Source organism: Streptomyces sp. NPDC002896 (assembly GCF_040295225.1).
In the GTDB taxonomy this organism is placed as follows: domain Bacteria; phylum Actinomycetota; class Actinomycetes; order Streptomycetales; family Streptomycetaceae; genus Streptomyces.
Genome location: NZ_JBEOVA010000032.1, coordinates 40,771 through 64,256 on the forward strand (window position 1 = coordinate 40,771; position 23,486 = coordinate 64,256).

Annotated in this window: 19 protein-coding genes; 8 read left to right on the top strand and 11 right to left on the bottom strand. The window is 68.1% G+C overall.

Annotated features, from left to right (window positions below):
* Positions 1–338: 338 nt before the first annotated feature.
* The 6 genes from ABT009_RS38125 to ABT009_RS38150 form a co-directional block, all read right to left on the bottom strand.
* Positions 339–1,688: an ammonium transporter gene (locus ABT009_RS38125; RefSeq protein ID WP_351305703.1), complete on the bottom strand. Its 1,350-nt coding sequence runs from the start codon at positions 1,686–1,688 to the stop codon at positions 339–341.
* 213 nt (positions 1,689–1,901) lie between these two features.
* Entirely contained in the window at positions 1,902–2,588 is a 687-nt protein-coding gene (locus ABT009_RS38130) for a helix-turn-helix domain-containing protein (RefSeq protein ID WP_351305705.1), read from the bottom strand.
* 109 nt (positions 2,589–2,697) lie between these two features.
* Positions 2,698–5,748, bottom strand: coding sequence for a trypsin-like peptidase domain-containing protein (locus tag ABT009_RS38135; protein WP_351305707.1), 3,051 nt, complete (start codon positions 5,746–5,748; stop codon positions 2,698–2,700).
* 7 nt (positions 5,749–5,755) lie between these two features.
* Complete coding sequence (locus ABT009_RS38140; RefSeq protein ID WP_351305708.1) at positions 5,756–6,067, bottom strand: trypco2 family protein; 312 nt, start codon at positions 6,065–6,067, stop codon at positions 5,756–5,758.
* Positions 6,068–6,382: 315 nt separating this feature from the next.
* On the bottom strand, positions 6,383–6,883 hold the full coding sequence (locus ABT009_RS38145; protein WP_351305710.1) for a hypothetical protein: 501 nt from the start codon (positions 6,881–6,883) through the stop codon (positions 6,383–6,385).
* Between the two features lie 426 nt (positions 6,884–7,309).
* Entirely contained in the window at positions 7,310–8,035 is a 726-nt protein-coding gene (locus tag ABT009_RS38150) for a hypothetical protein (protein WP_351305712.1), read from the bottom strand.
* 208 nt (positions 8,036–8,243) lie between these two features.
* On the opposite strand from ABT009_RS38150, the gene ABT009_RS38155 reads away from it, so the two are divergent.
* Positions 8,244–8,717, top strand: coding sequence for an arsenate reductase ArsC (locus tag ABT009_RS38155; protein ID WP_351305769.1), 474 nt, complete (start codon positions 8,244–8,246; stop codon positions 8,715–8,717).
* Positions 8,718–9,286: 569 nt separating this feature from the next.
* Here the strand turns inward: ABT009_RS38155 and ABT009_RS38160 are convergent.
* From ABT009_RS38160 to ABT009_RS38170, 3 genes are all read right to left on the bottom strand, one after another.
* The gene (locus ABT009_RS38160; RefSeq protein WP_351305714.1) at positions 9,287–10,753 is read right to left on the bottom strand and encodes an APC family permease; all 1,467 of its coding nucleotides are present in this window, start codon (positions 10,751–10,753) and stop codon (positions 9,287–9,289) included.
* On the bottom strand, positions 10,754–12,121 hold the full coding sequence (locus ABT009_RS38165) for an aminotransferase family protein (protein WP_351305716.1): 1,368 nt from the start codon (positions 12,119–12,121) through the stop codon (positions 10,754–10,756).
* Positions 12,122–12,299: 178 nt separating this feature from the next.
* Positions 12,300–13,307, bottom strand: coding sequence for a LuxR C-terminal-related transcriptional regulator (locus tag ABT009_RS38170; RefSeq protein ID WP_351305718.1), 1,008 nt, complete (start codon positions 13,305–13,307; stop codon positions 12,300–12,302).
* A 459-nt stretch (positions 13,308–13,766) separates the two neighbouring features.
* Between ABT009_RS38170 and ABT009_RS38175 the strand changes: the two genes are divergently transcribed.
* From ABT009_RS38175 to ABT009_RS38205, 7 genes are all read left to right on the top strand, one after another.
* Positions 13,767–16,079: an ATP-binding protein gene (locus ABT009_RS38175; RefSeq protein ID WP_351305720.1), complete on the top strand. Its 2,313-nt coding sequence runs from the start codon at positions 13,767–13,769 to the stop codon at positions 16,077–16,079.
* A gap of 329 nt (positions 16,080–16,408) precedes the next feature.
* On the top strand, positions 16,409–17,866 hold the full coding sequence (locus ABT009_RS38180) for an aldehyde dehydrogenase family protein (protein WP_351305722.1): 1,458 nt from the start codon (positions 16,409–16,411) through the stop codon (positions 17,864–17,866).
* Between the two features lie 14 nt (positions 17,867–17,880).
* Positions 17,881–19,089, top strand: coding sequence for an APC family permease (locus ABT009_RS38185; protein ID WP_351305724.1), 1,209 nt, complete (start codon positions 17,881–17,883; stop codon positions 19,087–19,089).
* Entirely contained in the window at positions 19,052–19,351 is a 300-nt protein-coding gene (locus ABT009_RS38190) for a hypothetical protein (protein WP_351305726.1), read from the top strand. Before ABT009_RS38185 ends, ABT009_RS38190 begins: the two co-directional genes overlap by 38 nt.
* Positions 19,352–19,392: 41 nt before the next feature.
* Positions 19,393–19,752 (top strand): cupin domain-containing protein, encoded by a 360-nt coding sequence (locus ABT009_RS38195; RefSeq protein WP_351305728.1) that lies wholly within the window; start codon positions 19,393–19,395, stop codon positions 19,750–19,752.
* Positions 19,749–21,035: a flavin monoamine oxidase family protein gene (locus tag ABT009_RS38200; protein ID WP_351305730.1), complete on the top strand. Its 1,287-nt coding sequence runs from the start codon at positions 19,749–19,751 to the stop codon at positions 21,033–21,035. Before ABT009_RS38195 ends, ABT009_RS38200 begins: the two co-directional genes overlap by 4 nt.
* Before the next feature lie 145 nt (positions 21,036–21,180).
* Positions 21,181–22,257 carry a LuxR C-terminal-related transcriptional regulator gene (locus ABT009_RS38205; protein ID WP_351305732.1) on the top strand — a complete coding sequence of 359 codons (1,077 nt, stop codon included), beginning with the start codon at positions 21,181–21,183 and terminating at the stop codon, positions 22,255–22,257.
* Positions 22,258–22,404: 147 nt separating this feature from the next.
* On the opposite strand, the gene ABT009_RS38210 is transcribed toward ABT009_RS38205, so the two are convergent.
* Together ABT009_RS38210 and ABT009_RS38215 are read right to left on the bottom strand one after the other, a co-directional pair.
* Positions 22,405–23,196: an SDR family NAD(P)-dependent oxidoreductase gene (locus tag ABT009_RS38210; protein WP_351305734.1), complete on the bottom strand. Its 792-nt coding sequence runs from the start codon at positions 23,194–23,196 to the stop codon at positions 22,405–22,407.
* Positions 23,193–23,474 (bottom strand): dihydrodiol dehydrogenase, encoded by a 282-nt coding sequence (locus ABT009_RS38215; RefSeq protein ID WP_351305736.1) that lies wholly within the window; start codon positions 23,472–23,474, stop codon positions 23,193–23,195. Before ABT009_RS38215 ends, ABT009_RS38210 begins: the two co-directional genes overlap by 4 nt.
* Positions 23,475–23,486 lie beyond the last annotated feature (12 nt).

Genomic DNA, 23,486 nt, shown 5'->3' on the forward strand with positions numbered 1-23,486 from the left:
CGTGAAATTGAGTATCACACGAGGAAACAGCTTGCGGGTTACGCGACCGTAAAAGCGCGTTACAGGCCCGCGCGACGCCAGTCGACGTGGCCGCCACTGTCGGGCTCGCACCTGCCGAGCCCGCCGCCATCCCGCCAGACCCCCTTCCCATAACCCGTAAATGCCGCATCTGCACAGAAATCGTTCAGTTGGTGAGCCGTTAGGACCTGCCACCATGCGCAAAAACCTCAACAAGCGGAGAACCCGGCCCCGTTGAGGTCCGGGGCCGGGTCGAGTAGCCAGATGGGCCGAGGCAAACGATGCACCCGGGTGAGGTTGCGTCCCGGGCCGCGCCGGCCTCAGCCCTTGCCGCGCTCGGCCGCGGCCGACGCGAGTGCCTCCGCGGACTCCACGACCTCGCGGCTACGCTCGGCGAGCTTGGGCGCGGGCCCGTACATGGCGCCCTCCAGGTCCCAGGCCACCTCGCCGTGGACGGTCACGTCGACGCCGTTCTCCTCGGCTTCCGCCTCCAGCCGCATGCCCATCGTCTTGTCGATGGCCTTGACCAGCAGCCAGGTGACGACGAAGGAGTACGCGAGGACCGCCAGCACCGCCACGGTCTGGATGCCGAGCATCCGGAAGCCGCCGCCATAGAACAGACCGGTCACCCCGCTCGGCGCGTCCGGTGTCGCGAAGAGGCCCACCATCAGGGTTCCGGCGATGCCGCCGACCAGGTGGACGCCGACGACGTCGAGCGAATCGTCGTATCCCAGCTTGTACTTGAGGCGGATGGCGAGCGGGCAGAGGGCGCCGGCGATCGCGCCGACGGCGAGCGAGCCCATCGGGGACACGGCGCCGCAGGCCGGGGTGATCGCCACGAGACCGGCGACGAGGCCCGATGCCGCGCCCAGCGCGGTGGCGTGCTTGTCCATGATCCGCTCGACGCCGAGCCAGGCCAGCATGGCCGCGAAGGCCGCGTTCATGGTGGTGAGGACGACCACCGACGCGCTGTTGCCCGACGCGAGCGCCGAGCCGCCGTTGAAGCCGAACCAGCCGAAGAACAGGATGCCGGCGCCCAGCGCGGTGAGGGGAATGCTGTTCGGGCGCGGCTGCCGGGGCCAGCCGCGCCGGGCACCGAGGGCCAGTACCGCGGCGAGCCCCGCGACACCGGAGTTGATGTGCACGGCGGTGCCGCCCGCGAAGTCGACGGCGCCGAGCTTGTTGAGGATCCACCCGCCCACGACCGAGCCGTCCTCTGCACTGAGCGAGAACACCCAGTGCCCGATGGGCAGATAGACGAGCGTGACCCACAGGGCCGAGAACACGATCCACGCGCCGAAGCGGACGCGGTCGACGAGCGCACCGGCGATGATCCCCACCGTGAGCGCCGCGAACAGCGCCTGGAACGCGGCGAACAGGGCGGGGGGAATGGCCGCTTCCTTGTCCCCCTTGAGTACGTCCGAGAGGCCGGCGTGTTCGGTGATGTCACCGAGGAGGCCGAGGCCGCCGTAGGAGTCACCGAAGACCGCGGAGTAGCCGTACAGGGTCCAGACGACGGCTCCGGCGGCGACGGCGCCGAACACCATCATGATCATGTTGAGTGTGCTCCTGGAGCCGACCATGCCGCCGTAGAAGAGCGCGAGGCCGGGCACCATGAGGCTCACCGCCGTGAAGGCGGCGAGAATCCATGCGGTACTTGCTGCGTCCATGCTGTCGTCGTCCTCCAGATCGGGCGACGGCCGGATGCCGCCTGCCGTCCTGTCTCCTGACGGGAGACCGTTTCCGTCTCCTGAAGAGAATCAATGTTGAGAGACAGTGGACGATCGGTGTTACGGGACGCCGTGCGCTGGATAAAGAACGTGTTGCCCGGAGCCATAGAACAGCGCAGGCACACCATCTGACGCTGTGCCGCCTGGCGAGCGTCAGGGCTCGATGTCCCCGTACGCCACCACGGAGAGGAAGCGGATCGGCAGCTTCACCAGCTCCTGCGGGCCATGCACACCCTCGCCGTCCAACTGGAGGGCATCCCCGGGCTCCATCCGGTAGCTGGCGTCGCTGTGCCCGTACACCATCTCGCCCTCGAGCATGAAGATGAGTTCGGTGCCGGGGTGCTGGAAGAGCGGGAACACCTCGCTCTGCTCGGTCAGCGTGACGAGGTGGGCCTCCATCCGCTTGTGCGGTCCGCGCAGCGCGCCGAGGAGCGTGTAGTCGTGGCCGACCCGGGTCCCGCGCTGCACGATGCGCGCACCCGACCCCGCCTTGGTGAACACCGCCTCCCGCTTGGCGTCCGCTCCCCGGAACAGGGCCGTGACTGGCACGTCCAGGGCGGCGGCCAGCCGGGCGAGCGTGGTGAGGCTGCAGGAGGTCTGGGCGTTCTCGATCTTCGACAGCATCGCCTTGGAGATCCCGGCGCGCGTCGCCATGTCACCGACGGTCAGCCCGATGGCCTGACGATACCGGCGCACCTGTGCCGCGATCGCCCGCTCCAGGGCACCCTCCACGGGCGCGGGCTGATCGATCTCCCGCGCGGCCGGACCGTGCCCGGCCCGCTTCCCCGCCTCGGGAGTCTCCTGGTGCTCCTGCGCCTCGCTCATCGCCTCCCCGTCCATTCGTGCAGCATAACCAAGGGGGTGAGGCGACCGGAGACGGGCGGGGAAGGGCTGGGCGTCGGGGCCGGGCCGGCCGTCGGATCTGTGGCGGCCGTCGGTGCCGCCTGCGTCAGGCCTCGCCTCGCAAGCGCTGCGCGTGCTCGGTGAGCCATGCCGGGCTGACCATCTCGACGTTGCGCCCGACGCCGTCGGCCGCCCGGATCAGTGCGTCGGCCGCCGCCTGGGTGTCGTCCGCGGCCCGGGCGCGGGCGGCCTCGGCCAGCGCTTGCGCGGCCGCCGCTTCCGCCGCCCCGGCGATCTGCAGCGACATCGCGGCTCGCTCGGCTGCCTGGGACGACTGCTCGTACTGGCCGTCGGTCCAGTACGCCCAGGCGCGGTTGTAGAGGCAGAGTCCCTCGGCGCGTGGATTCTCCATCAGTGAAGCCTCGTGGAGCGCCGCCTCCAGTTTGGCCACCGCTTCCGCCGCCCGCCCCAGCGCTATCAAGGCGAGACCCTGAGCGTTCAGTGCGTACGTGATCGCTTCTTGGCTGCCCGCGTCGCGATAGGCACGCGCGGCCTGCTCGCCGGCCGCGATCGTCTCCTCCCAGCGACCCAGAGTCAGCAGCGCGGTCGTCCGGGCGTTCCACGAACGGGCCTCGGTGAGCATGTCTCCTGACGTCCGTGCGAGTTCGGTCAGGCGGTCGGCACCGGCCAGGGCCTTCTCCCCGTCGCGCAGGGTGCTGTGGGCAAGACTGAGACTGAGGATCGAGTGCACTTCGTTCTCGAAGTCGCCGATCTCATGGGCCAGGTCGGCGGCCCGGGCCAGTGGCTCCACCGCGGCGTCGAGGCGGCCCAGCTGCCGGTAGGTGTCGCCGAGGCCGAACACGGCGTTCTGCAGTGCGCGGCGGTCGCCGAGACGCTCGGCCAGGTCGGCGGCCTCGGTGAACAGCTCGACCGCGTGGGACATCGGGCCGCCACTGAGCCGGGCGTGCCCGAACGCAGCCAGGTGGGTAAGACGCGCTCGTTCGTCGCTCAACTTTCCCTCCAAAATGAGATGCATCGAGAGAGCGTTCAGCACCGAGCCTTCCCACACCATCCATTCGCTGATCGCACCAAGGACCAAAGCGGCTTCATCGAACTGTCCAGCACGCACCCGGTGCTTGAACTCCCGCCGGTACGGCTGGATGTCGTCCAAGGTCCGCCAGTCCGAGCGGGGCGGCGCCACACTCGCGTACCAGTCGGCGGCCCGCCGCTCCACGGACTGCCGCCCGAGCACGCCGTCCCGTGGCATGGCGCCGTACGCGAGGTCGGCGTCCATCGGGTGCAGCGCGAAGGTGCGGCTGGCCCGGTCGACCGACACCATGCGCACCCGTACCAGGTGGGACAGGATCGGTGCGACGTCGAGACCGGAGTCGAGGCCGGCCACGATCCACTCGATCGCCTCCCTCGATACGGGCGTGCGCAGCACTGCCAGGACGTTCAGGACGGCGCGACTGTCGGGGTCGAGCCGGCGGTACCGGTCCTGGGCGAGGCCCGCGACGACGTCGCCGCGCAGGGTGAAGCTCTCCAGCACTTCCTGGAGAGTCGGCAGGACCAGGGTGTCGTCGGCCATCGCGCCCACCAGCAGCTCCAGCGCGCGCGGGACCCCGTGGACCCGGACCGCCGCCTGCAGCAGCTGCTCGTTGGACAGCTGCGCGAGACCCAGGCTGCCGTCCTGGTCGAGTTCGCGCAGCAACGCGACGGCCTCCTCGGGCGGCAGCCCTTCGGACAGTTCGACTTCTGCGGCGAAACGGCGCAGCTCGGGCGCTAGCCGTAGCGGCACCTGCGACGTGACCAGCAGTCGCGGCGTGGATCTCGCCCGGAAGAGGCAGTCGAGAAAGACCGTGAGTTCCTCGTCTTCGAGCCCGCCGTCGTCCTGCAGGAGATCTTCGAAGTTGTCGACCAGGATGACGAAGAGCCGGTCCCCCATCGCGGCGAACAGCTCGCCGAGCTTGTCGTGGATGGATCGATTCGTGGCCCAGACGCCCTGCAGCCGCGCTTCTTGTTCGGGACCGAGCAGGTGGGCGCAGTCGAAGTAGATGCGCTCCAGGGAGATCCCCGACGTACGGGTACTCAGATTGACCAGCCCCGAAGGCGGTGGCGCCTGGAGGTGGCCCGGCCACTCGCCTTCCTCCAGCATGGCCATGACCTTGGCGGCGACCGCGCTCTTGCCCATGCCGCGCCGTCCCGTGACCGTCACCATGCGGATGGCCGGATCGGCGAGGTGGCGGCCGATCATTTCGCGCTCATGAGCGCGGTCCTTGAACAGTTCGAGCCCATGAGCCACCGGCAGCCCGATGACCTTGGAACCTCCGTGGAGGTCCCCCGAGTTCACACTCATGGCATGGGCCGTCGGGCCCGGCTCGCCTCCCACCTCGGGCAGCGGCTCAAGGCCCGGCATCCCCAACAACCCGGCCAGCTCCACCCGGCGCGGTTCGTCGACCCGGCGCAGGATGTGGTCGATACGGGCCGCGGTCAGCCGGGCCATGCCTTCCCAGCGGTGGTGTTCCGCGACCACCCCGACGATGTGGGTGCCCACCCATACCGCCGACCCCGACATTCCCGACCATGGCGACGTGTGCGGATCCGGGTCGGCGGCCGCCGCCGCCACGGTGATCTCCAGGGTGCCGGTTCTCAGATTGGACAGGGCCGCCACGGTGCCGTCGGCCTGGTGCAGTTCACGGAACCGTCGGCCGTCGGGGCGGCGGCGCTGCTTCCACAGCGGGAACCCCGCGGCATGCACGTCGACGACGGCGTGACGGTCGTCGGCGATACGGCCGAACCGCGCGGGCGCGACGGCCGCGGAACCCGCCGGCGGCGCGAAGGCCAGGACGGCCACATCGGTGTCGGCGTCCGACCAGGACACCGTCGCCGGCACCATCCACTGGCCCGGCCGGTCTGCGTCGAAACGTACCTGCACGCCGACGGCGTCGGCCACCACATGGGCCGCCGTCAGCACCGCGGTGTGGGTGACCCGGTACCCCGAACCGCGCCGCCCGGCACCGGCAGTGGTGACGACGATGATCTCGGCGATGCGGTGCGCGTCCAGTCCGACGTCGACCGGCCGGGCCGTCACCGGCTTCCCCGCCTGGCCCGGGACCGGCTGTGTCACCTGGTCCGGGGTCGGCTGCGTTTCCGTCATGATCCGGTCAGTCCTCGTCGGCCAGCTCGTCGCCCGAGATCAGCGCCACTTCGTCCGGGCTGTCCGCGCGTACCGGCTGCAGCGTCAACGTGATCCGCTGAGTGGTCATGGCCGACCGCCGCGCCGTGGCGCCGGCGTCGAACACCCAGAAACGCACCTTCACCCCGGGCTCGGTGGTCCGCTCCACCCCCACGGTCAGTTCCAGCTCGAGCTTCTCCGCCTTGAAACGGAGGTCGGTGTGCTCACCGGCCCACATCGCCTTGCTCAACTCCTGGCGAAGCTGCCAGATCATGTCCGCCAACTCGACCGCGTCATCCACCAGCGGGCCCCTATCAACTTGCCTGACAAACCACTCACATGCTGCACCTCATCATCACCCGGCAGTCCCAGGGCAATTGACTCTTGCAGCGCATCTGTGACACAAGGGCCGCAAGCCGAGCAAAGGCGTCGCGCGGAGCAAATTCACCACGTTCTCGAACGATTGAACTCCCACGCGGATCATAGCGGCACCTGTTGGCGGCACCTGTTGGCGGCACCCCCTGTCCAACTTCCCTGAGCACACCGCGAGTTCCGGTCGCATGGGGAGGTCCGGTGAAACCAGGGGGTGCTGCCCGGAGCAGTGCCGCTATCCACGTCAGCGCTCCTCTTCCAGTGAACGTGGTGTGGCCGCAGCCTCGTTGTCAAAGGCCCGGTGGTAAGTCGCTGGCGGCGCAAGGTAGCTGACGGGCAGGCCGCCCGTGTCGACGACGATCTGGTCGACGGCGATGGCGGGGTCGACCATCAGCATACGGAGCACGTGCTCCCCAGGGGCGGTGACCGTCAGCGCGCCGGTCAGCTTCTCGATGCCCTCCTCGACGTTGCGCGCCCAGGCATCGCCCCGGTTGGCGGTGGCGATGGCCTGCCCCGTCAGCACGACGGGCTCCAGGTCGTCGAACGCGATGGCGACCCGGCCGGCTCCGCGCTCGTCGAGGGACGGCAGGCGGAACACCGTCACCGGGAACGTGCCGGTGTTGGTGAAACGGATCCGGTACCGCAGTTCGGGGTCTTTATAAGCCCGCTGTCGACTCCCGGAGGCTCCCTTGACCCTGTCCCTCGTGAATCCGTCCCCTGAACCCGACGACGTACGGGCCTGCATGACGTGCTGCGAGCGGGCGAGGCTGCGAGGCGCAGAGTCGCCGAAGTTCCTGACTCCCCTGCGTGCGGGAGTGCCCGGAAGGACGCCGATGATCGCAGGCGAGCTGCTGGAGAGAGCTGGTCACGGCAGGTTCGACCACCCGGAGCTCACTTGCTGCTAGTGCAGTACTACGGTCTACGGCCGGTGTCCGCGCTGTCCGTGTCGCCCGACCCGACCCGCTCGTAACAGGAGGGGAAGAGATCGGCTGCTCCTTTCGGCGGTTCAGGGGGTTTTGGGCAGGACGAACGGAAGGAAGGCGAGCTTGATCTCGCGGGATCGGTCACTGCTCGAATGAAGGACGAAGTCGCGCCTATCTTCCGTCGCATGCTGGCCGTCACGCTTGAAGTTGGGGTGCTCCTGGATCATTCCGTGCGCCTCGCCGCGACCTCAGGCGGCCTCGTATTGGGCGTCGTCGAGTGCCGGTTCAGGTCGGAAGGGGCTGACCGCATCCGTGGACCGGACTGCCACGATCTTCTTGCGGGTGACGGGAACGGTGTAGGTCGCAGCGTCGGACCGCTTGCGCATGGGGAATCCGAGAGCCGATTCGAGGTCGCGTCTACCCAGGATCCGCGCCTTCTGGGATTGGATCTCCTGCGTGATCTTTTGCCTGACCTGCTGGTTGTAGGTCTCGATCTGGCTAGCGCTCCAGCCCAGCCACTTCCGGATCTCTGCCAGTTGTTTCTCCAGGCCCTGCTTGATCGCGCTGGGGTCCGGGTTCAGCGGGCCGGTCCAGTAGATCAGCAGCTCGCCGTCTCGCAGATCTGCGTCCGGAGCGCTGAATGTGAACGTGCTCGGCTGGAGAGCGAACACGGATCGGTCACCGCTGAAGGGAACGGCGAAGGTCACCGCCGTCTGAAGGATCCGAACCTCTTCCCCGAACTGACGAGCTCGGGTGAAGCCGTCCTCCACTGACTCGGTGGTGATGCCGTCCTGGTCGAGGACTGGCACCTCGACCAGGAATTCACGTTCCAGAGGTTCGGCCAGATCATGTTCAGGGACGGTCAGGAGCCGGTCCTCATTCACTCCCGCGACGACGTTGGCGATCCTGTCGAGCTGCTGTGCCAGCGACACAGCCAACTCGCCATTGCTGAAGAGCCTGCTTCCCGGTTTCATCCCGACAGTGTCGCGAACACCACTGACATCGGCTGCTAGTTGGGACCTGGAGGACAGATTCACCAGCACCGTTTGCTACCTCGCTCAGTCCCCCCGGCCGTAGCACGAATTGCTGCCGGACGCCCGCCCTGCCCGAGGACCGGCAGTTGTGCCGCGGCAGCAGGTTGGCGGCACGGACGACGTCTGCGTGCACGCCGTCGGCCACCGCATGGTGGGCTCGTCCCCGTCCGCGCCGCTCGCCTCCGTGCTCTTCGTCTGCGTCCACAACGCGGGCCGCTCGCAGATGGCCGCCGGATTCCTCGACCACCTCGCGGGCGACCGCATCGAGGTCCGCTCCGCAGGCTCCATCCCCGGCGACCAGGTCAACCCCGCCGCCGCCGAGGCCATGAAGGAAGTCGGCATCGACATCTCCTCCGCCACTCCCAGGATCCTCACTACCGAGGCGGTGCAGGCGTCCGACCACGTCATCACGGTGGGCTGCGGTGACGCCTGCCCGATCTCGATCGGCATCGAACGGCGGCCGGCGCAACCCGACCGCACCAAGGCCCTGGCCGAAAACCAGATCGCCGCCCTCTGGCGCCTGGACGTCCCCCTGCGGGAGAAGACGCCGTGGAAGATGCTCTACGACCCTGTACCCGCAGGACAAGCGCGGGAAGATCATCGCCAAGGGCGGGGCGACTGAGTGGATTCGCTGGCAGCCCGGCACCGCCCAACTGCTGCCCCGCCTGATCGGCCGCCGTACCCGCGGCCCGCGGGCCTTGCAGAGAATTCCTAAGCCGCAGGTCAGCGGCTTGTCCCAATCGGCCCCAGGAACGGCCCTCTTTGATTTCGGGAACGCGTCGGGCGTCTTCGCAGGTCAGGTCTGCTGCTCTGGGTAGCTGCGGAACGCTGTCGTCTGCTGCCGCAACAAGGGCAGTACCTAGTTTGGGGAGTGGGGTTGCCGCTGCGAGCGGGGCTCTCCGCAGAGCTGCAGTTGGCCGGCGGCAGACATGCGTGGGAGGGACGTCTCCCCGTTGCGGGGCGGGCGGTCAGCCCCTTATCGCCCAAAGATCTGAAGCGACCCCGCGGGTCCATCCCGGCCTGCTGTGAACAACGGCCTCGGCGCCCACCCTGGCGGGCGCTCCTCGAATACGGCACGTACCGCAGCGATGCCCACCCGTTCATGAGCTTCATGAAAGCGATGGCCTCCTCCAAGGCGGCGCGGGTCGTCTCAGACGATCTCGGCCTCACGGCCACCGCGAAGTGGGAGAGTCAGCCACGGTCGGCGGCCGTCAACGAATTGGCGGGGTTCGAAGTGGCGGAATTCCGGCCGGCGCTCACCGGGAGCAGGACGCCGATGAGGATCACCGCGGGAACGATCCACGGCAGGTAGCCCGAAAAACCCGTGCCCGCGCCGACGAGCACTCCCCAGTTCTTGAGCGCCAGCACGATCGCGGCGACCAGGCCCGCGCCGCCCAAGCCGGGCGCGATCAGCGTGCGCCACACACTCAGCCCGGTTCTGCGCCGTCGGAAGAACGTGATGATCGCAAGGCAGGTCAACGCCTGCAGCACGATCACCCCGAGGGTGCCCAGGCCGACTGTCCAGGAGAACAGCGCGGTGTAGGGGTCGAGTTTGGCCACCACGAAGATCCCCACGATGACGGCGCCGACGACGCTCTGGACCACGCCGGCGACGTGCGGAGACTGGTACTTCGGGTGTGTGCGGGCCAGCAGGCTCGGGCCCCAGCCGCGGCGGCTCAGGTTCAGCAGGTAACGGGCGATCGTGTTGTGGAAGGCCAGCAGCGCCGCGAAGAAACTGGTGATCAGCAGGTACTGCATGACGTCCGTCCACACGGGGCCGACGTAGCGGCTGGAGAGCGTGAACACGAAGGCGTCCGGACTCTGCCGCGCCGCACCCTGGACCTTGTCTGCGCCATGGCCGATGACGAAGCTCCAGACGGTGAATACCAGGAACACCGTGATGAGCAGAACCGACGCGTAGGTCGCCCTGGGAATGGTGCGGTCCGGGTCACGGGCCTCCTCACTGTAGATCGCGGTGGCCTCGAACCCGATGAACGACGCGGACGCGAACATCAGCGCGATGCCCAGCGCGCCGCCGGTAACAGTGGCCGGACTGAAGCTGGTGAACGTGACACCCTGCGCACCGCCCTTGCCGACGATCGCGAAGTCGACCACCAGTAGGACGACCACCTCGCAGATCATCAGCACGCCGAGAACCTTGGCGGACAGGTCGATCTCGACATAGGCCAGCACACCGACCAGCACCATGGCGATGAACGCCCACACTGACCAGGACAGGTCGACCCCGAGTTGCCGGCCGAACACCACATGGGCGAAGAAACCGAAGATGCCGTAGAGGCCCACCTGCATGGCGACGTACGACACGGTGGCCAGGTACGCCGCACCACGGCCCATCCTGGTGCCCAAGGCCTCCTGGATGTACGCCGCGAAGCCGCCGCCGACAGTGACGTACCGGCTCATCGCCGCGTATCCGACGGAGAACAGCAGCAGCATGACACCGACTGCCAGATACGCGCCGGGCGCACCGGCTCCGTTGCCTGCACCGACCGCCGCCGGGCTCCCGCCCAACGCGGCCGACAGCGGTGACGCGGCCGCAACGACGAAGAACACGATGCCGGCCGCGCCCACAGCATTGGCCCGCAATCCGCCGGATCCAGCCGCTGCGACATCTATCCCCGCGTCCGTATCCGTGATCATTCAGCTCCTCGCCCTCACGGTGCCGTCGGCGTCCGTCCGCCGCAGCACGTCACCGATGGCCTGCACACAGGCATCCAGCTCGCCCTCCTCGATGATCAGTGGCGGCGACAAGATCAGCGCCGACCCGACCGAGGGCCGGACGATGGCACCGTGCGCGGCACGGATCTCGGCCGCGATCGCGTCGACGGATCCCATGGGGCGCCGGGTCTTCCGATCGGTGACCACCTCTACCGCTGCCATCAGGCCGACGCTGCGCACTTCGCCGACCAGCGGCACGTCCAGCAGGGTATTCAGCCGGGTGGCCAGGAACTCGCCCATCTTCGCCGCCCTGCCCACCAACCCCTCGCGCTCGATGATGTCCAGGTTGGCCAGGGCGACTGCGGCCCCGGCCGGGTGTCCGGCGTAGGTGTAGCCAATGGGGAAGCCATGGTCCCCGCTGGTGATGCCCTGGGCAACCCGCTCGGTCATCAACACGGCGCCCACCGGGAAGTATCCGCTGGTGATGCCCTTGGCGGTGACGATGATGTCCGGGCGCAGGCCGAACCGTTCGGCGGCGAAGTGGTGGCCGGCCCGGCCATAGCCGGTGACCACCTCGTCCAGGATCAGGAGGATGTCGTGCTCCCGGAGGACCGCCTCGACCCGCGGCCAGTAGTCGTCCGGGGGCACGAGCATGCCGCCCACACCCATGATCGGTTCGCCGACGAACGCTGCGATCTTCTCCGGGCCGATCCGGTCGATCGTCTGCTGGAGCTCGGCGATGAGGAAGTCGCTCGGGTCCTGGTCGCCGTACAACTCCGAGTGGTACGGCCATGGCGGCGTCAGGTGCGCGAAACCGCCCGGCTGGGGCCCGAATCCGTGCCGGAGCCAGTCGAAGTCGGTGGCTGCGGTGGAACCGTACCCAACGCCGTGATAGCTGCTGCGGCGGGACAGGATCCACTGCTTTTCCGGGTGCCCTGACTCGAAATGGAACAGCCGGGCCATCTTCAGCGCGGCCTCGATCCCCTCGGTGCCGCCGGCGGTCAGGTTGACCTTGGCGATACCTTCCGGGGCGAGCTCGACAAGCCGCTGGGCGAGCTGGATCTGGGCGGGGTTGGAGAACTCCCAGAACGTGCAGAAGAATCCGAGCTCGGCCAATTCCCTGCGGGCAACGTCGGCGAGCTCCTCACGGCCGTGACCGACCAGGTTGGCCCAGAGGCCGCCACCGGTACCGTCGATGTACTCGCGGCCGGCCGAGTCCCAGATCTTGGCTCCCTTGCCCCGGGTGACGATCATCCGCTCCCCGGGGCCGGGCGCGCCGTGCGGATGGATCAGGAACTCGGCGTCGATCGCCGCGAGCTCCTCGCTGGTCTGGTTGGAGGCAACTGCCATGGCTCCGCTCCCGTACTCGATGGTCGGTCCCGGCGCGCAGCGTTCGGCGGAAACAGGCCCGTTCCTCATCGGTGGTCACTGCAGCGCCGCTCGGGTAGTCCGGGACATTAGGCCCGGCGGACCCGGCCGGGTCAGGCGCACATGGGCGGTCTTTGCCACCCCCCTCGAAAGAGGGGGGTCACCGCTCCTTGTCGGCGGCCAGCCGGGTCAGCTCCACCCGGGACCGGACCTCGAGCTTTTGGTAGATCTCCCGCAGGTAGCCCTTGACGGTGTGCGTGCTCAACACCAGGTGCCGCGCGATCTCTCCATCCCGGTAGCCGCGGGCGACCAGCGCCGCGACCTCGGCCTCGCGGGGCGTCAGCCGTTGCAAGAGCCACGCCGGTAGCCTCTCGCCGCCCTTGCCGGCTTGCAGGAAGGTGACAAGCGCGTCGCTGTCCTCCAACGTCACCGAGCGTTTGACCAGCGCGCTCGACCGCTCGACCGACCCGGCGGCGCGGGCATGATGGAGCGCCATCTCCTCGTCCAGCGAGGGTTCTGCGGGGGAACGGCCGGCAAGGATCGCGGCGGCCGAGGGGTTGACGTGCCGCTCACCCTCGCGCAGGTCCGTAACCACCATCGCCTCGTCGCACAGGTCGATGGCGGCGGCGTACTGGTCCGCCCGCCGGGCGAGGGTGTCAGCCCGCCGCTGAGAGCCCAGCACGGCGCCGAGGAGGTCGGCGAGGGCCCCGGCCTGCTCCAGATGGGCAGCGTCGAATCCGTCGGCCCCGTCCTCCCGCCCGAGGTTGAGCGTCGCGACCACCCGGTCGTCGGCCACCACCGGCGCGTACACCAGGCTCGTCATCCTGTGCAAGGAGAACACTTCCTGGTAGATCACCAAGGACCGCCACTCGGCAGACGACATCATCGACAGGTTGTAGGTGACCGCCCGGTGGTCGATCGCGGAGTTGAGCACAGGGTCGGTACGCCGCGCGAACCTGTCGTACCGGGCCATGAAGTAGTCGCTGACCCCACGCGCGGAGGTCCGCCGCACCTCGCGCGTGTCCGGGTCCAGCAGGTCGAAGCCGACGCACACCGGCCCGAAAAGGTCATCGATCCCGCCATACAGCCGTCGCGCGAGCTCGTCGAACGAACCCGCACGAACCAGATCTGCCGCGAGCGCAATAGCGCTACGACTGCTGGCCATCATGTATGTCCCTCGAACCGACCACGCCACGAGCAAAGATTCTCTGACCCACTGGGAGTCGAATGTACCTGCCGGGGGAACGTCCGAACAGTGTCTGAGGATCGCTCAGCACTCGGAGGAATCAGGACGCGCGATCGGTGCGGCCGCCGTCATCGGCCCAGCCTGGCGAACGGCAGACCTGCTTGGCAGTTCGACTTGGACGCGTGCCCAGAAGCATGGCTCGACGCCCTCCGGTGGCCCGGAACGTGAGTACTCCTGGAGCTGCGCAAGATCCGGAGGCACGATGCTTTCGGACCGAAATGGCTGGATGTCATCATGAGGCGCAAACGCACAGAACAACTCGTTGGATCACCGCCCCCCTGTCCCCTGCCCTTCGGGGATGCCATGACCGGCACACCCATCGGCGCCCTGCTGAGACACCGAACGTAGCGGGCCGGGCGTGGCCGAGATGCGAGGACTGAATTGATCGACGCCACAGTCGGGGCGCGCCCTGCCCGCTACGCCACCTCCTTTGTCGGCAGGGAACGCGAGAGGGAAACCCTGCAGCGTGCTGTGCAGTCCAGTCGTTTCGTCGGGCTCATAGGGCCTGGTGGTGTGGGTAAGACACGGCTGGTCACGGAGGTCGCCCAGGAGTGGTCTGAGCAGTACGACAACGGCGTCTTCGTCGCCGACCTGTCTGCGGTACGGGAGCCCGAGGACCTGCGCTCGTGCATCGCCGCTGCCGTGGGCATGCGGGAGAACGCCTCGCTGCCTCTGAAGCAGATCGTGGAGGGCCTTCGGCAGCTCGAAGCCGTGGTCGTACTGGACGGTAGCGAACTGTTGAGTGCCGACTGCGTCGCAACGCTTCAGGAGCTTCTGAGAGCCGGTGACCGCACCCGGTTCGTGGCAACAAGCCGCCGCGCGCTCTATGTCGATGGGGGCACGCTCATGACGCTCGCACCGCTGCCGGTTCCGTCAGCGGGCGCATGGACAACGGCCGAAAGCGCGACGAGCTACGCGTCCGTCCGGCTCTTCGTGGATCGGGCCCGACTCGTGCGCCCGAACTTTGGTGTGACGGAAGACAACGCTGAAGCCGTCGCGTCACTGTGTCGGCGTCTCGACGGACTGCCGCTGGCCATCGAGCTGGCGGCCCCGTGGGTGCGGGCTCTATCGGTGGAACAGATCATCGACCGGATGCAGGGGAGCCCGGACTTCCCGCGTGCTGGTACCCAAAACGTCGCCCCGCGCCATCGCGAACTGCGTTCCCTGACGGCCGGCACCTACGAACTCTGCTCGGATGTGGAAAGACTTTTGTGGTGTCGGCTTACCGTGTTCGACGGCACGTTCGACCTGTCTGCGGTCGAGGCGGTTTGCGGGGCTCCTCCCCTGGCCAGAGTGGATCTCCTGGACGTCCTCGTCTCCCTGGTCGACCAGTCCGTGGTCGTGGTGGACGACATCGCAGGCCTGAGCCGCTACCGGCTGCTGCGCGTCACCCGTGAATACGGTGACGAGAAGTTGGACGGCGTGGACAACCGTCAACAGCTGGCAGCCCTCCGCATGGAGCACTACGAGCGCGTGCTGTCGCGGTTCACCCGCGACTTGCCAGGCCCAGGGCAGTTTCGCCGCTTGGACCAGCTGCAGCTCGACTACGCCAACGTCATGGCAGCCATCGACCACAGCCTGGCATCCTCGCAGGGGGATACTGCAGTGCGTATGGCCGCCGACCTTTGGGATTTCTGGTTCATCAGCGGCCGCCTGGCCGAAGGCCGCGATGTCCTGCGGCGGGTTCTGGCCCATCCCTCCGGGGACGCGGCCGCACGTGCCCGCGCACTGTACGTGCAGGCGTACTTGTGTGTGCTCCAGGACGAACTGCGCTCGGCAGAAAGGCTTCTGCGGACCGCCAGATCCGAAGATCACGGGGCGGGACACGGGCTCAACGCAGGACTCAGTCTGCAGGTCGATGCCATGGTCGAGATGGCGTACGGCCGGCTGGACACCGCACGGAATCGGCTGGACCAGGCGCTGGCGATCTACGAGCGGCTGAATGATGCGCGTGCTCGCGTACTGTTCATGGACGCAAGTGGCGTGGCCGTTTTGCTGGCCGCGCTGTCAGGGGACTCCGCCCAGGCTCTTGTGCTCGCTCATCGCGGGCTGACCACCTGTGATGAGTACGAGGACGTGATGTGGCGCGGCTACATCGAGTACGCACAAGGCGTGAACTCGTGGATGCAGAACGATTTGCAAAGCGCACGGCACTCAGCGCTCTCGGTACTGCGGTCGTCCCGCGACCAGCTGCTTCTCACTCACTGTGTTGAGCTGCTGGCCTGGTGTGATTCCCGCGAGGGCCGGCATCAGGCCGCCGCCCGGCTGTTCGGCGCCGCCGACCGCATGTGGAGCGTGCTCGGCGGCTACTTCTCCGGTTTCCGGGTGGTCGGGGAGCACCGGGAGCGATGTCAGGGCGCCAGCCGTGGTGCGCTCGGCGGGCCGGCGTTTGAGAAGTCCTACAGTGAAGGCGGGCGGCTCAGCCGCGATGAGCTGCTGAGGGCCGCGTCGGAGCACAGCCCCGCCCGTTCGCAGAAGACGGTTGCCGCGCCGTTGACGGCGCGGGAGCTGGAGGTCGCCCACCTGTTGACGCAGGGAATGAGCAACCGCGAGATCGCGCGCGCCCTGACCATCTCACCCAGGACGGCCGAGAGCCACGTCGATCACATCCTGACGAAACTTGGGCTGGTCAACCGTACGCAGGTGGCCGCGTGGATGCTCTACGCCGACCGCGACGGCCAGCCGCCTGGGTAACCGGCGGACGATCACGCTCCTCCGGTGCGCCGGGGGCATCTGTCCTCGCAAACCAAAGACCGTCCACCCGGTGCTGGCCCCTGTGGCTCGACTGCCGGCGCCGGTTTCTACGCCCACCAAGGGCAGCACCCCCGGAGTACCCGGCTCGGGTGTCGCCCACCTCAACATCGTCCGTCCGCAGCCTGAAGCATCCGCAACACGTCTCCGTAGTTCTGGCGGTGCACGTCCGTAGTTCTACGGAAGCCACCCGCTGGTGCGGCTGCCACGATCGCCCCACACCGGTCAAGCCGGACCTCTGTGAGTCCGGCCACCTTATTTGGAGGCGACTGATGGACGCGGTGCAGTTGGCCCAGCAGTACATCGCAGGCCGTTGGCGGAACGGCTCCGGCGAGAAGAAACTCGTCGATCTCAATCCCTACAGCGGTGACCCGATCTGCGACTTCGCGGTGGCGACGCGGGAGGACGTCGACCAGGCGTACCAGTCCGCGGCGACGGCACAGCAGGGGTGGAGCAGGCAGAGCGCCTACGCGCAGCGGGCGGTGTTCGAGAACGCCGCCCGCATCGTGCAGGAACGGGCGGACGAGATCACCGAACTGATCGTCGCCGAAGTGGGGGGAACCCGGCTCAAGGCGGGCTTCGAGATCGGGCTCGTGGTCGACTGTCTCAAGGAGGCAGCGACCCTTCCGCTGCGCATGGAGGGGCGCATCCTCGCGTCCCCGGTCGAGGACACGGAGAACTATGTCTTCCGCAAGCCGGTCGGGGTCGTGGGGGTCATCAGCCCGTTCAACTTCCCGTTCTTCCTGTCGATGAAGTGTGTGGCACCGGCTCTGGCCACCGGCAACGGCGTGGTCGTCAAGCCGCACGAGGAGACTCCGATCACCGGCGGCACTCTGCTTGCGTCAATCTTCGAGGAGGCGGGACTGCCGGCCGGTCTCCTCAATGTCACCGTCACCGAGATCCCGGTGATTGGCGACTACTTCCTGGAGCATCCTGTGCCCCGGGTCCTGGCCTTCACCGGGTCCACGGCCGTCGGCCGCCACGTCGGCGAGGTGGCGGCACGCCACTTCAAGAAGGCCATTCTCGAACTGGGCGGCAACAGCGCCTTCATCGTGTGTGACGACGCCGATCTGGACTACGCCGTCGACGCGGCCGTGTTCAGCCGGTTCACCCACCAGGGCCAGATCTGTATGTCGGCCAACCGCATCCTGCTGCATTCCTCCATCGCGGCGGAGTTCAAGCAGCGCTTCCTCACGAAGGTGTCCGAACTGAGGACCGGTGACCCCGCCGCTCCCGACACGATCGTCGGTCCGCTGATCAACGCCTGCGCTGTCGCCACGCTGGAGCAGAAGGTCGACGCCGCGGTCGACGGCGGAGCGACCGCGCTGCTGCGCGGTTCGGCCCAGGGCAACGTGTTCGCCCCGACCGTGCTGGAGGGCGTCGAGGCGTCCGCGGACATCGCACGGGAGGAACTGTTCGGGCCCGTGGTGCTGCTGCTGGAGTTCGACACGGACGACGAGGCGATAGCCATCGCCAACGACAGCGACTTCGGGCTCAGTGGCGCCGTCCACACCCGGGACATCGCCCGCGGGATGCGCATCGCCCGCCGTGTGGACACCGGCATGATCCACATCAACGACGCCACCATCGCCGACGAACCGATCGTGCCGTTCGGCGGGGAGAAGCAGTCCGGGATCGGCAGGCTCAACGGTCCGGCAAGCATCGACGAACTCACGACCCTTCAGTGGGTCTCGGTCAATCACGGCCGCAGGATCTACCCCTACCAGTGAGCAGGGACGCCCCAGTGAGTAGCAACGCCACATCGCCTGGGCCACCTGCCCAGCACACCGCTCTGCGGACCGGCTCGCTCGGCGTCACCGCGATCGTCTTCTTCGTGGTCGCCACCGTCGGTCCCATGTCCGCCCTCATCGGCGGGATCCCCCTGGCCTTCGCTCTCGGTCCCGGGGCAGGCGTTCCCGGCCTGTTCCTGTTCGTCGCAGCCCTGCTGATCCTCTTCTCGGTCGGCTACACCGCGATGAGCAGGCATGTCGTCGACGCCGGCGGGTTCTACGTGTACATCGGGTCCGCCTTCGGCCGCCGGGCGCAGCAGGCCGCAGGACTGGTGGCTCTCTTCAGCTACCACACCATGATCCTCGCCCTGTGGGCGCTGTTGTCGCTTACCACCTCCGCGTTCATCCACGAGGCCACCGGCTGGAACATCTCCTGGATCGTCCTGATGCTCGCCGGTCTCGCCCTGGTCGGCATCCTCGGCCGTCGGGACGTCAACCTCAGTGCGGGGGTGCTCGGCATCCTCATGCTGGCTGAGGTCGCAGTGATCGCTGTCATGGATGTGGCGGTCATCTTCCAGACCCCGGCGAGCAGCTACACCTCCGCTCCGTTCGAACTGGACCACATCTTCCACGGGGACGTCGGGGCCGGGTTCATGTTCTGCGTCGTGGTCTTCATCGGATTCGAAGCGACCGCGATCTACAGTGAGGAGGCCCGGGACCCGCGGCGCACCATCCCGCGAGCCGCCTACGTGGCAGTCGGTGTCATCGCCCTGTTCCACATGGTCTCCTCGTGGGTGCTGGTGCTGGCCTACGGTCCGGACCACGTGCAGAACGCGGCGCTCACGGACATGACGAACTTCGTCTACACGGTCGCCGACAACAGCCTGGGCGGTGCCTTCGTCGTCGTCATGAAGGTCCTGTTCGTCACCAGCACTTTCGCGGCCTGTCTGGGCGTCCACAACGCTGTCTCCCGCTACCAGTTCTCCCTGGCACGGGAGGGCATGCTGCCGCAGAAGCTGGCGCAGACCCACCCGGAGTGGAAATCGCCCCACCACTCCAGCCTGGCGCAGACCGTGATCGCCATGGTCGTCATCCTTGCCTGTTACCTCGCGGGAGTCGCCCCGACGACCGTCTTCGCACTGCTGCTGGCCGTGGGCACGTTCGGACTGATCACGCTGATGGGGGGTGCTGTGTGTCGCGGTCATGTACTTCTTCGGCCGTGACCACCGCGGAGAGAACTGGTGGGTACGGCTGGCGGCCCCGCTGATCGCCGGGGCGGGCTTCGCCACGGTGATCGTGTTCCTGCTGAAGAACTGGAGCGTCCAGACCGGTTCCACCACCTGGTTCGCCAACTGTCTGCCCTGGCTCGTCCCGGTCCTCGCCGTGATCGGGTTCCTGCTGCCAGGCCGGGCCGAACGCCACGGCAAGCAACTGTCGAACAGCGCCGAGGGCCTGTCCGAAGACTCGAAGGCCGAGGCACGGTGACGGCCCGGCCAACTGTGGAGCACGACCGAAAGGATCTCACCATGGGAACCCAGCACACCGTCGTGGATGCCGCCCAACTGGAGCGCGGATACGTCCCTTTCCTGGTCGAGGGACGCGAGACCGGGCAGCTCTCCGAAGTCCGCGGCCGTGAGGACGTCCGCACGGGCGTCTTCCGTGTCGCCGAGGGGGCGTACCCGGACCGCACCGCGGTGCCCTACCTCTTCGAGGCCGACGAGTACGTCTGGATCATCGAGGGCGAGGTCCACATCAAGACCAGCGAAGAGGAGGAGCTGGTACTGCGAGCCGGCGACTCCGCCTTCTTCCAGCGTGGAAGCGAGTCCACCTGGACGTTCCACGCGCCCTTCCGCAAGTTCTCGGTGGAGATTGGAGTAGTCAGGTGAGCGCTCGATACGACGTCGCGGTGATCGGTGGTGGATTCGCCGGTCTGGCAGCCGCCCGGGAAGCCTCCCAGCTGGGGCGGTCCGTGGTCCTCATCGAGGCACTGGACAGACTGGGCGGACGGACCTGGACCGACGACCGCCTCGGCACCCGGATAGAAATGGGCGGAACCGACATCCACTGGCTGCAGCCCCATGTGTGGTCGGAGGTGTCACGCTACGGTCTGAAGATCGAGGAGTTCGCCCCACCGGAGCACCTGCTCTTCCTCGACGACGGCGCCGTCACCGAGGGCTCGGAGGAAGAGGTCTTCGGCCTCCTGGACAAGGGCATGCAGGCCCTGGCCGAGGCCGCCCGCGAGGCCTACCCCCGCCCGCAGGACCCGCTGTTCTCCCCCGCGGCCCTCGACTTCGACAAGCTCAGCCTCGGCGACTTCCTCGACCGGGTGGAGATGAGCCGGCAGGAACGGGCCATGGTGTCCTCGTTCTGGGCGGCCGCCTGCCAGGCTCCGCTCAGCGAAGCCGGCCTGACCCTCGCACTGCGCTGGCTGGCGCTGGCCGGCTGGGACTGGCAGGTCATGCTGGACGTCATCTCCCGCTACAAGATCACGGGCGGGACGGGGCTCCTGGTCGACGGCATCGTCTCCGACATCAAGGCCGACTTCAGGATGTCCACGGCCGCCCGGCGGGTGACCGAGACGTCTTCGGGCGTGGAGATCGAACTGTCCGACGGGTCCACGGTCGTGGCGGGTGCGGTGGTGTGCGCCGTGCCGGTGAACGTCCTGTCGCGGATCGAGTTCTCGCCCGAGCGTCCGCAGGTCACCGCCGTCGGCGAGGCCGGACAGATCTCCGGAGGCCTGAAGGTCCTCTGCCGTATCAAGGGCGACAGAGCCCCGTACATGGCGTTCGCGCCGGAGGGGCACCCCTTCGTGCTGCTGCAGTACGACCGGCCAGTGGGCGAGGACCACATCGCTGTCGCCTTCGGCCCCGACGCCACCGCGGTGAACGGTCATTCCCCCGCCGAAGTGCAGCGGGTGCTGCGGGCCTGGCTGCCCGACTTCGAAGTCCTGGAGGTCGCCACGCACAGCTGGACCACCGACCCGATGTTCCGCGGCACGTGGGCCGTGCCCGCCCCGGGACAGCTGCAGCAGCAGCTCGACCTCGTCGGGGACCGAGCGGGCCGGGTCCTGTTCGCCGGGGCTGACCTGGCCAGCGGCAGCTACGCCCTGATCGACGGCGCGATCCACACCGGCATCAGGTCCGGCCGCGACGCGGCCAACCTGGCGTGACCAGCAAACCCTGACCGGCAAGACCGTATTGCCGGCCTGCCACGACCGGACGCGTGAGGCGGGGCCGCAGCGCCCCTCCCCCGCGTCCGGTCCGTGGTCGTTGTAACCAGACGCCTCATTCGTGCTTCAACCGTCTGGAGCCATCATGAGAACCACCAGCCCGAACCCCCACAGCACAGAGCGGTTCGCCTTGGCCATGCAGTCGGCGCTCACCCGAAGCGAAGTCGTCGACGCCTACCTCACCCACGTGCGCGCCGTGATCCCGGCCAGTGCCGTCGGCCTGTACCGACTCGACGAGCACTCCAGACGAGTTCTGGACGTGCACGCCGTCACCTCGGACCAGTTCCTGGACGCCTATGAGGCGTACGGCCGGGACGACGACCCGATCCTGAGCCGGGTGATGGACGAGAAGACGGCTCTGGACTCGTCACGTCTGCCCGGCGGGCAGTGGGACCGCAGCGGGGCCCGCCAGGCTCTGGCAGTAGCCCGGTACGAGCACTCGCTCCTGGCCCCCGTCATGTCGGGAGCGGTGTTCTTCGGCACGATCAACTTCGCGCGCAGCGCCTCCCAAGAACCCTTCTCACACGCGGACTTGACCGCCGCCCAATGCATCGCCGAACACGTCGGACGGGGTATGGAACGCTCGCTGCGCTTTGAGGCGACGGCGCAGCGCACCGCACTGATCGAGAACGCTTTCGATCATCTGGACTACCCGGTGATCATCACCGACCTCGGCGGTCGGGTGCTGTTCTTCAACCGTGCCGCGCGACGTGAATGGCCCGTACCGCTGGGCCCCGACGGGGGCCTGCCCACCGCCGACGGGCTGGCCCGCGCCATCATGGACGCCACCGCGGTATTCGCCCGCGACGGCAAGAGGGTGGTGAGCCGGACGGTCTCCACGGCCGGCGGGAAGAGCGTCATCGCCAAGACAGTCCGACTGGCGGGTGGCACGCCTGCCGCGGCGACGGTGCTCTTCGAGCACTCCGGGCGGCAGTCCGAGGGCCGGCTGCCGGACTGGCAGGTTCTGACCAACCGGGAGAGGGACATCGCCCAGCTCGTGAGCGAGGGCCTGACGACCAAACAGATCGCGGAACGCGCCTTCGTCTCCGAGAACACGGTCAAACAGCATCTCAAGCGCATCTACGCCAAGACGGACGTCACCAACCGCGCCGGGCTGATCCAACTGATCTGGGCCTCGACGCATGGCCCCGAAAGGCGGTAGGGCGGGTGGTGGTCTTCGCAGACCACCACCCGCCCTACTGCGGCGTGGCTCACCCTGACCTCCCCGTCTGAGTGGGTCACTCAGACGTCGGTGCGATACCTCTGGGCACCTCCGGCTCGGTCATGGAACTCCGCCCTGTACGACGCACTACCGCAGGGCGCGCCCGCCATCGCTGTTGATGACGATGCCGGTTACGACCCGGGAGGCCCTCGGGTCGGCGAGGTAGACGTAGGCGCCGGCGTGATCGGCCGGTGAGGGTGTCACCCCGAGCATGGTGCCCGCGGCGATCCGCTCATCCCTACCGCTGACCGCACCGACCGACGACTCGCTCTCCCCGAGTGCCGCGAGGCCGGAGAAACCGGTCCCGCTGGTGCCGCCGGGGGCCACGCCGTTGACCCGGACGGATGGGGCCAGGTCGGCCGCCAGGTGCTGCACCGCCCCGCGCAGAGCCCATTTGGAGCTGCCGTACAGCACCCCGCCGCCCACGGGGTGGAACGCCGACTCCGACAAGGTCAGAGTGACGGAGCCACCCGCCTCGTGCAGAGCGGGCCAGGCGATCCTGACCGCGACGAGCGTGGCCAGGACGTTCACCCGCCAGGTCTCCTCGGCCGCCGTGACGAGTTCGTCCACGGACAGCTCGCGCAGCGAGGCATAGTGGTCGAACACACCGACACAGCAGGTGAGATGGTCGAGCCCGCCGGTCGTGTTGATGGCCTGCGACAGGCCCTGGTAGAGCACAGCCGGAGCGGTCGCGTCCCCGACGACCACCTCCAGGGGTCTGCCCTTGGTCTCCCGCCGCAGTGCTTCGGCGTGGTCCTCGGACCGTTCGACTACGGTCACCACTGCGCCCTCGTCGAGATAGGCGAACGCCGCGCCCTTGCCGATGCCGGCGCCGCCCCCCACGACGAGAACACGCATCCCTTCCAGGCGCCCGCTCACGGTGCGGGCCTCCTGGCCAGCATCTCGGTGATGAAGTCGGGCTCCTGGAAGCTGAGGCAGTCCAGTGCCACGGCGTCCAACAGAACACGGCTGCCCCGGCGGGGTGACCAGATGTCCAGGCGCATGCCGTTCCTGGTCTCCACCTTGCGGATGACCACGTCCGCGAACTCGTTCGCGATGATGATCGGCCCGTCGGTGCCCGGGCCCTCGGGGTAGTGGGACTCTTCACCGATGTCCGGGCGTTCGATGTTCGGCGTGTGGCTCGACGTGTCCACCATGGCCTCCTGATC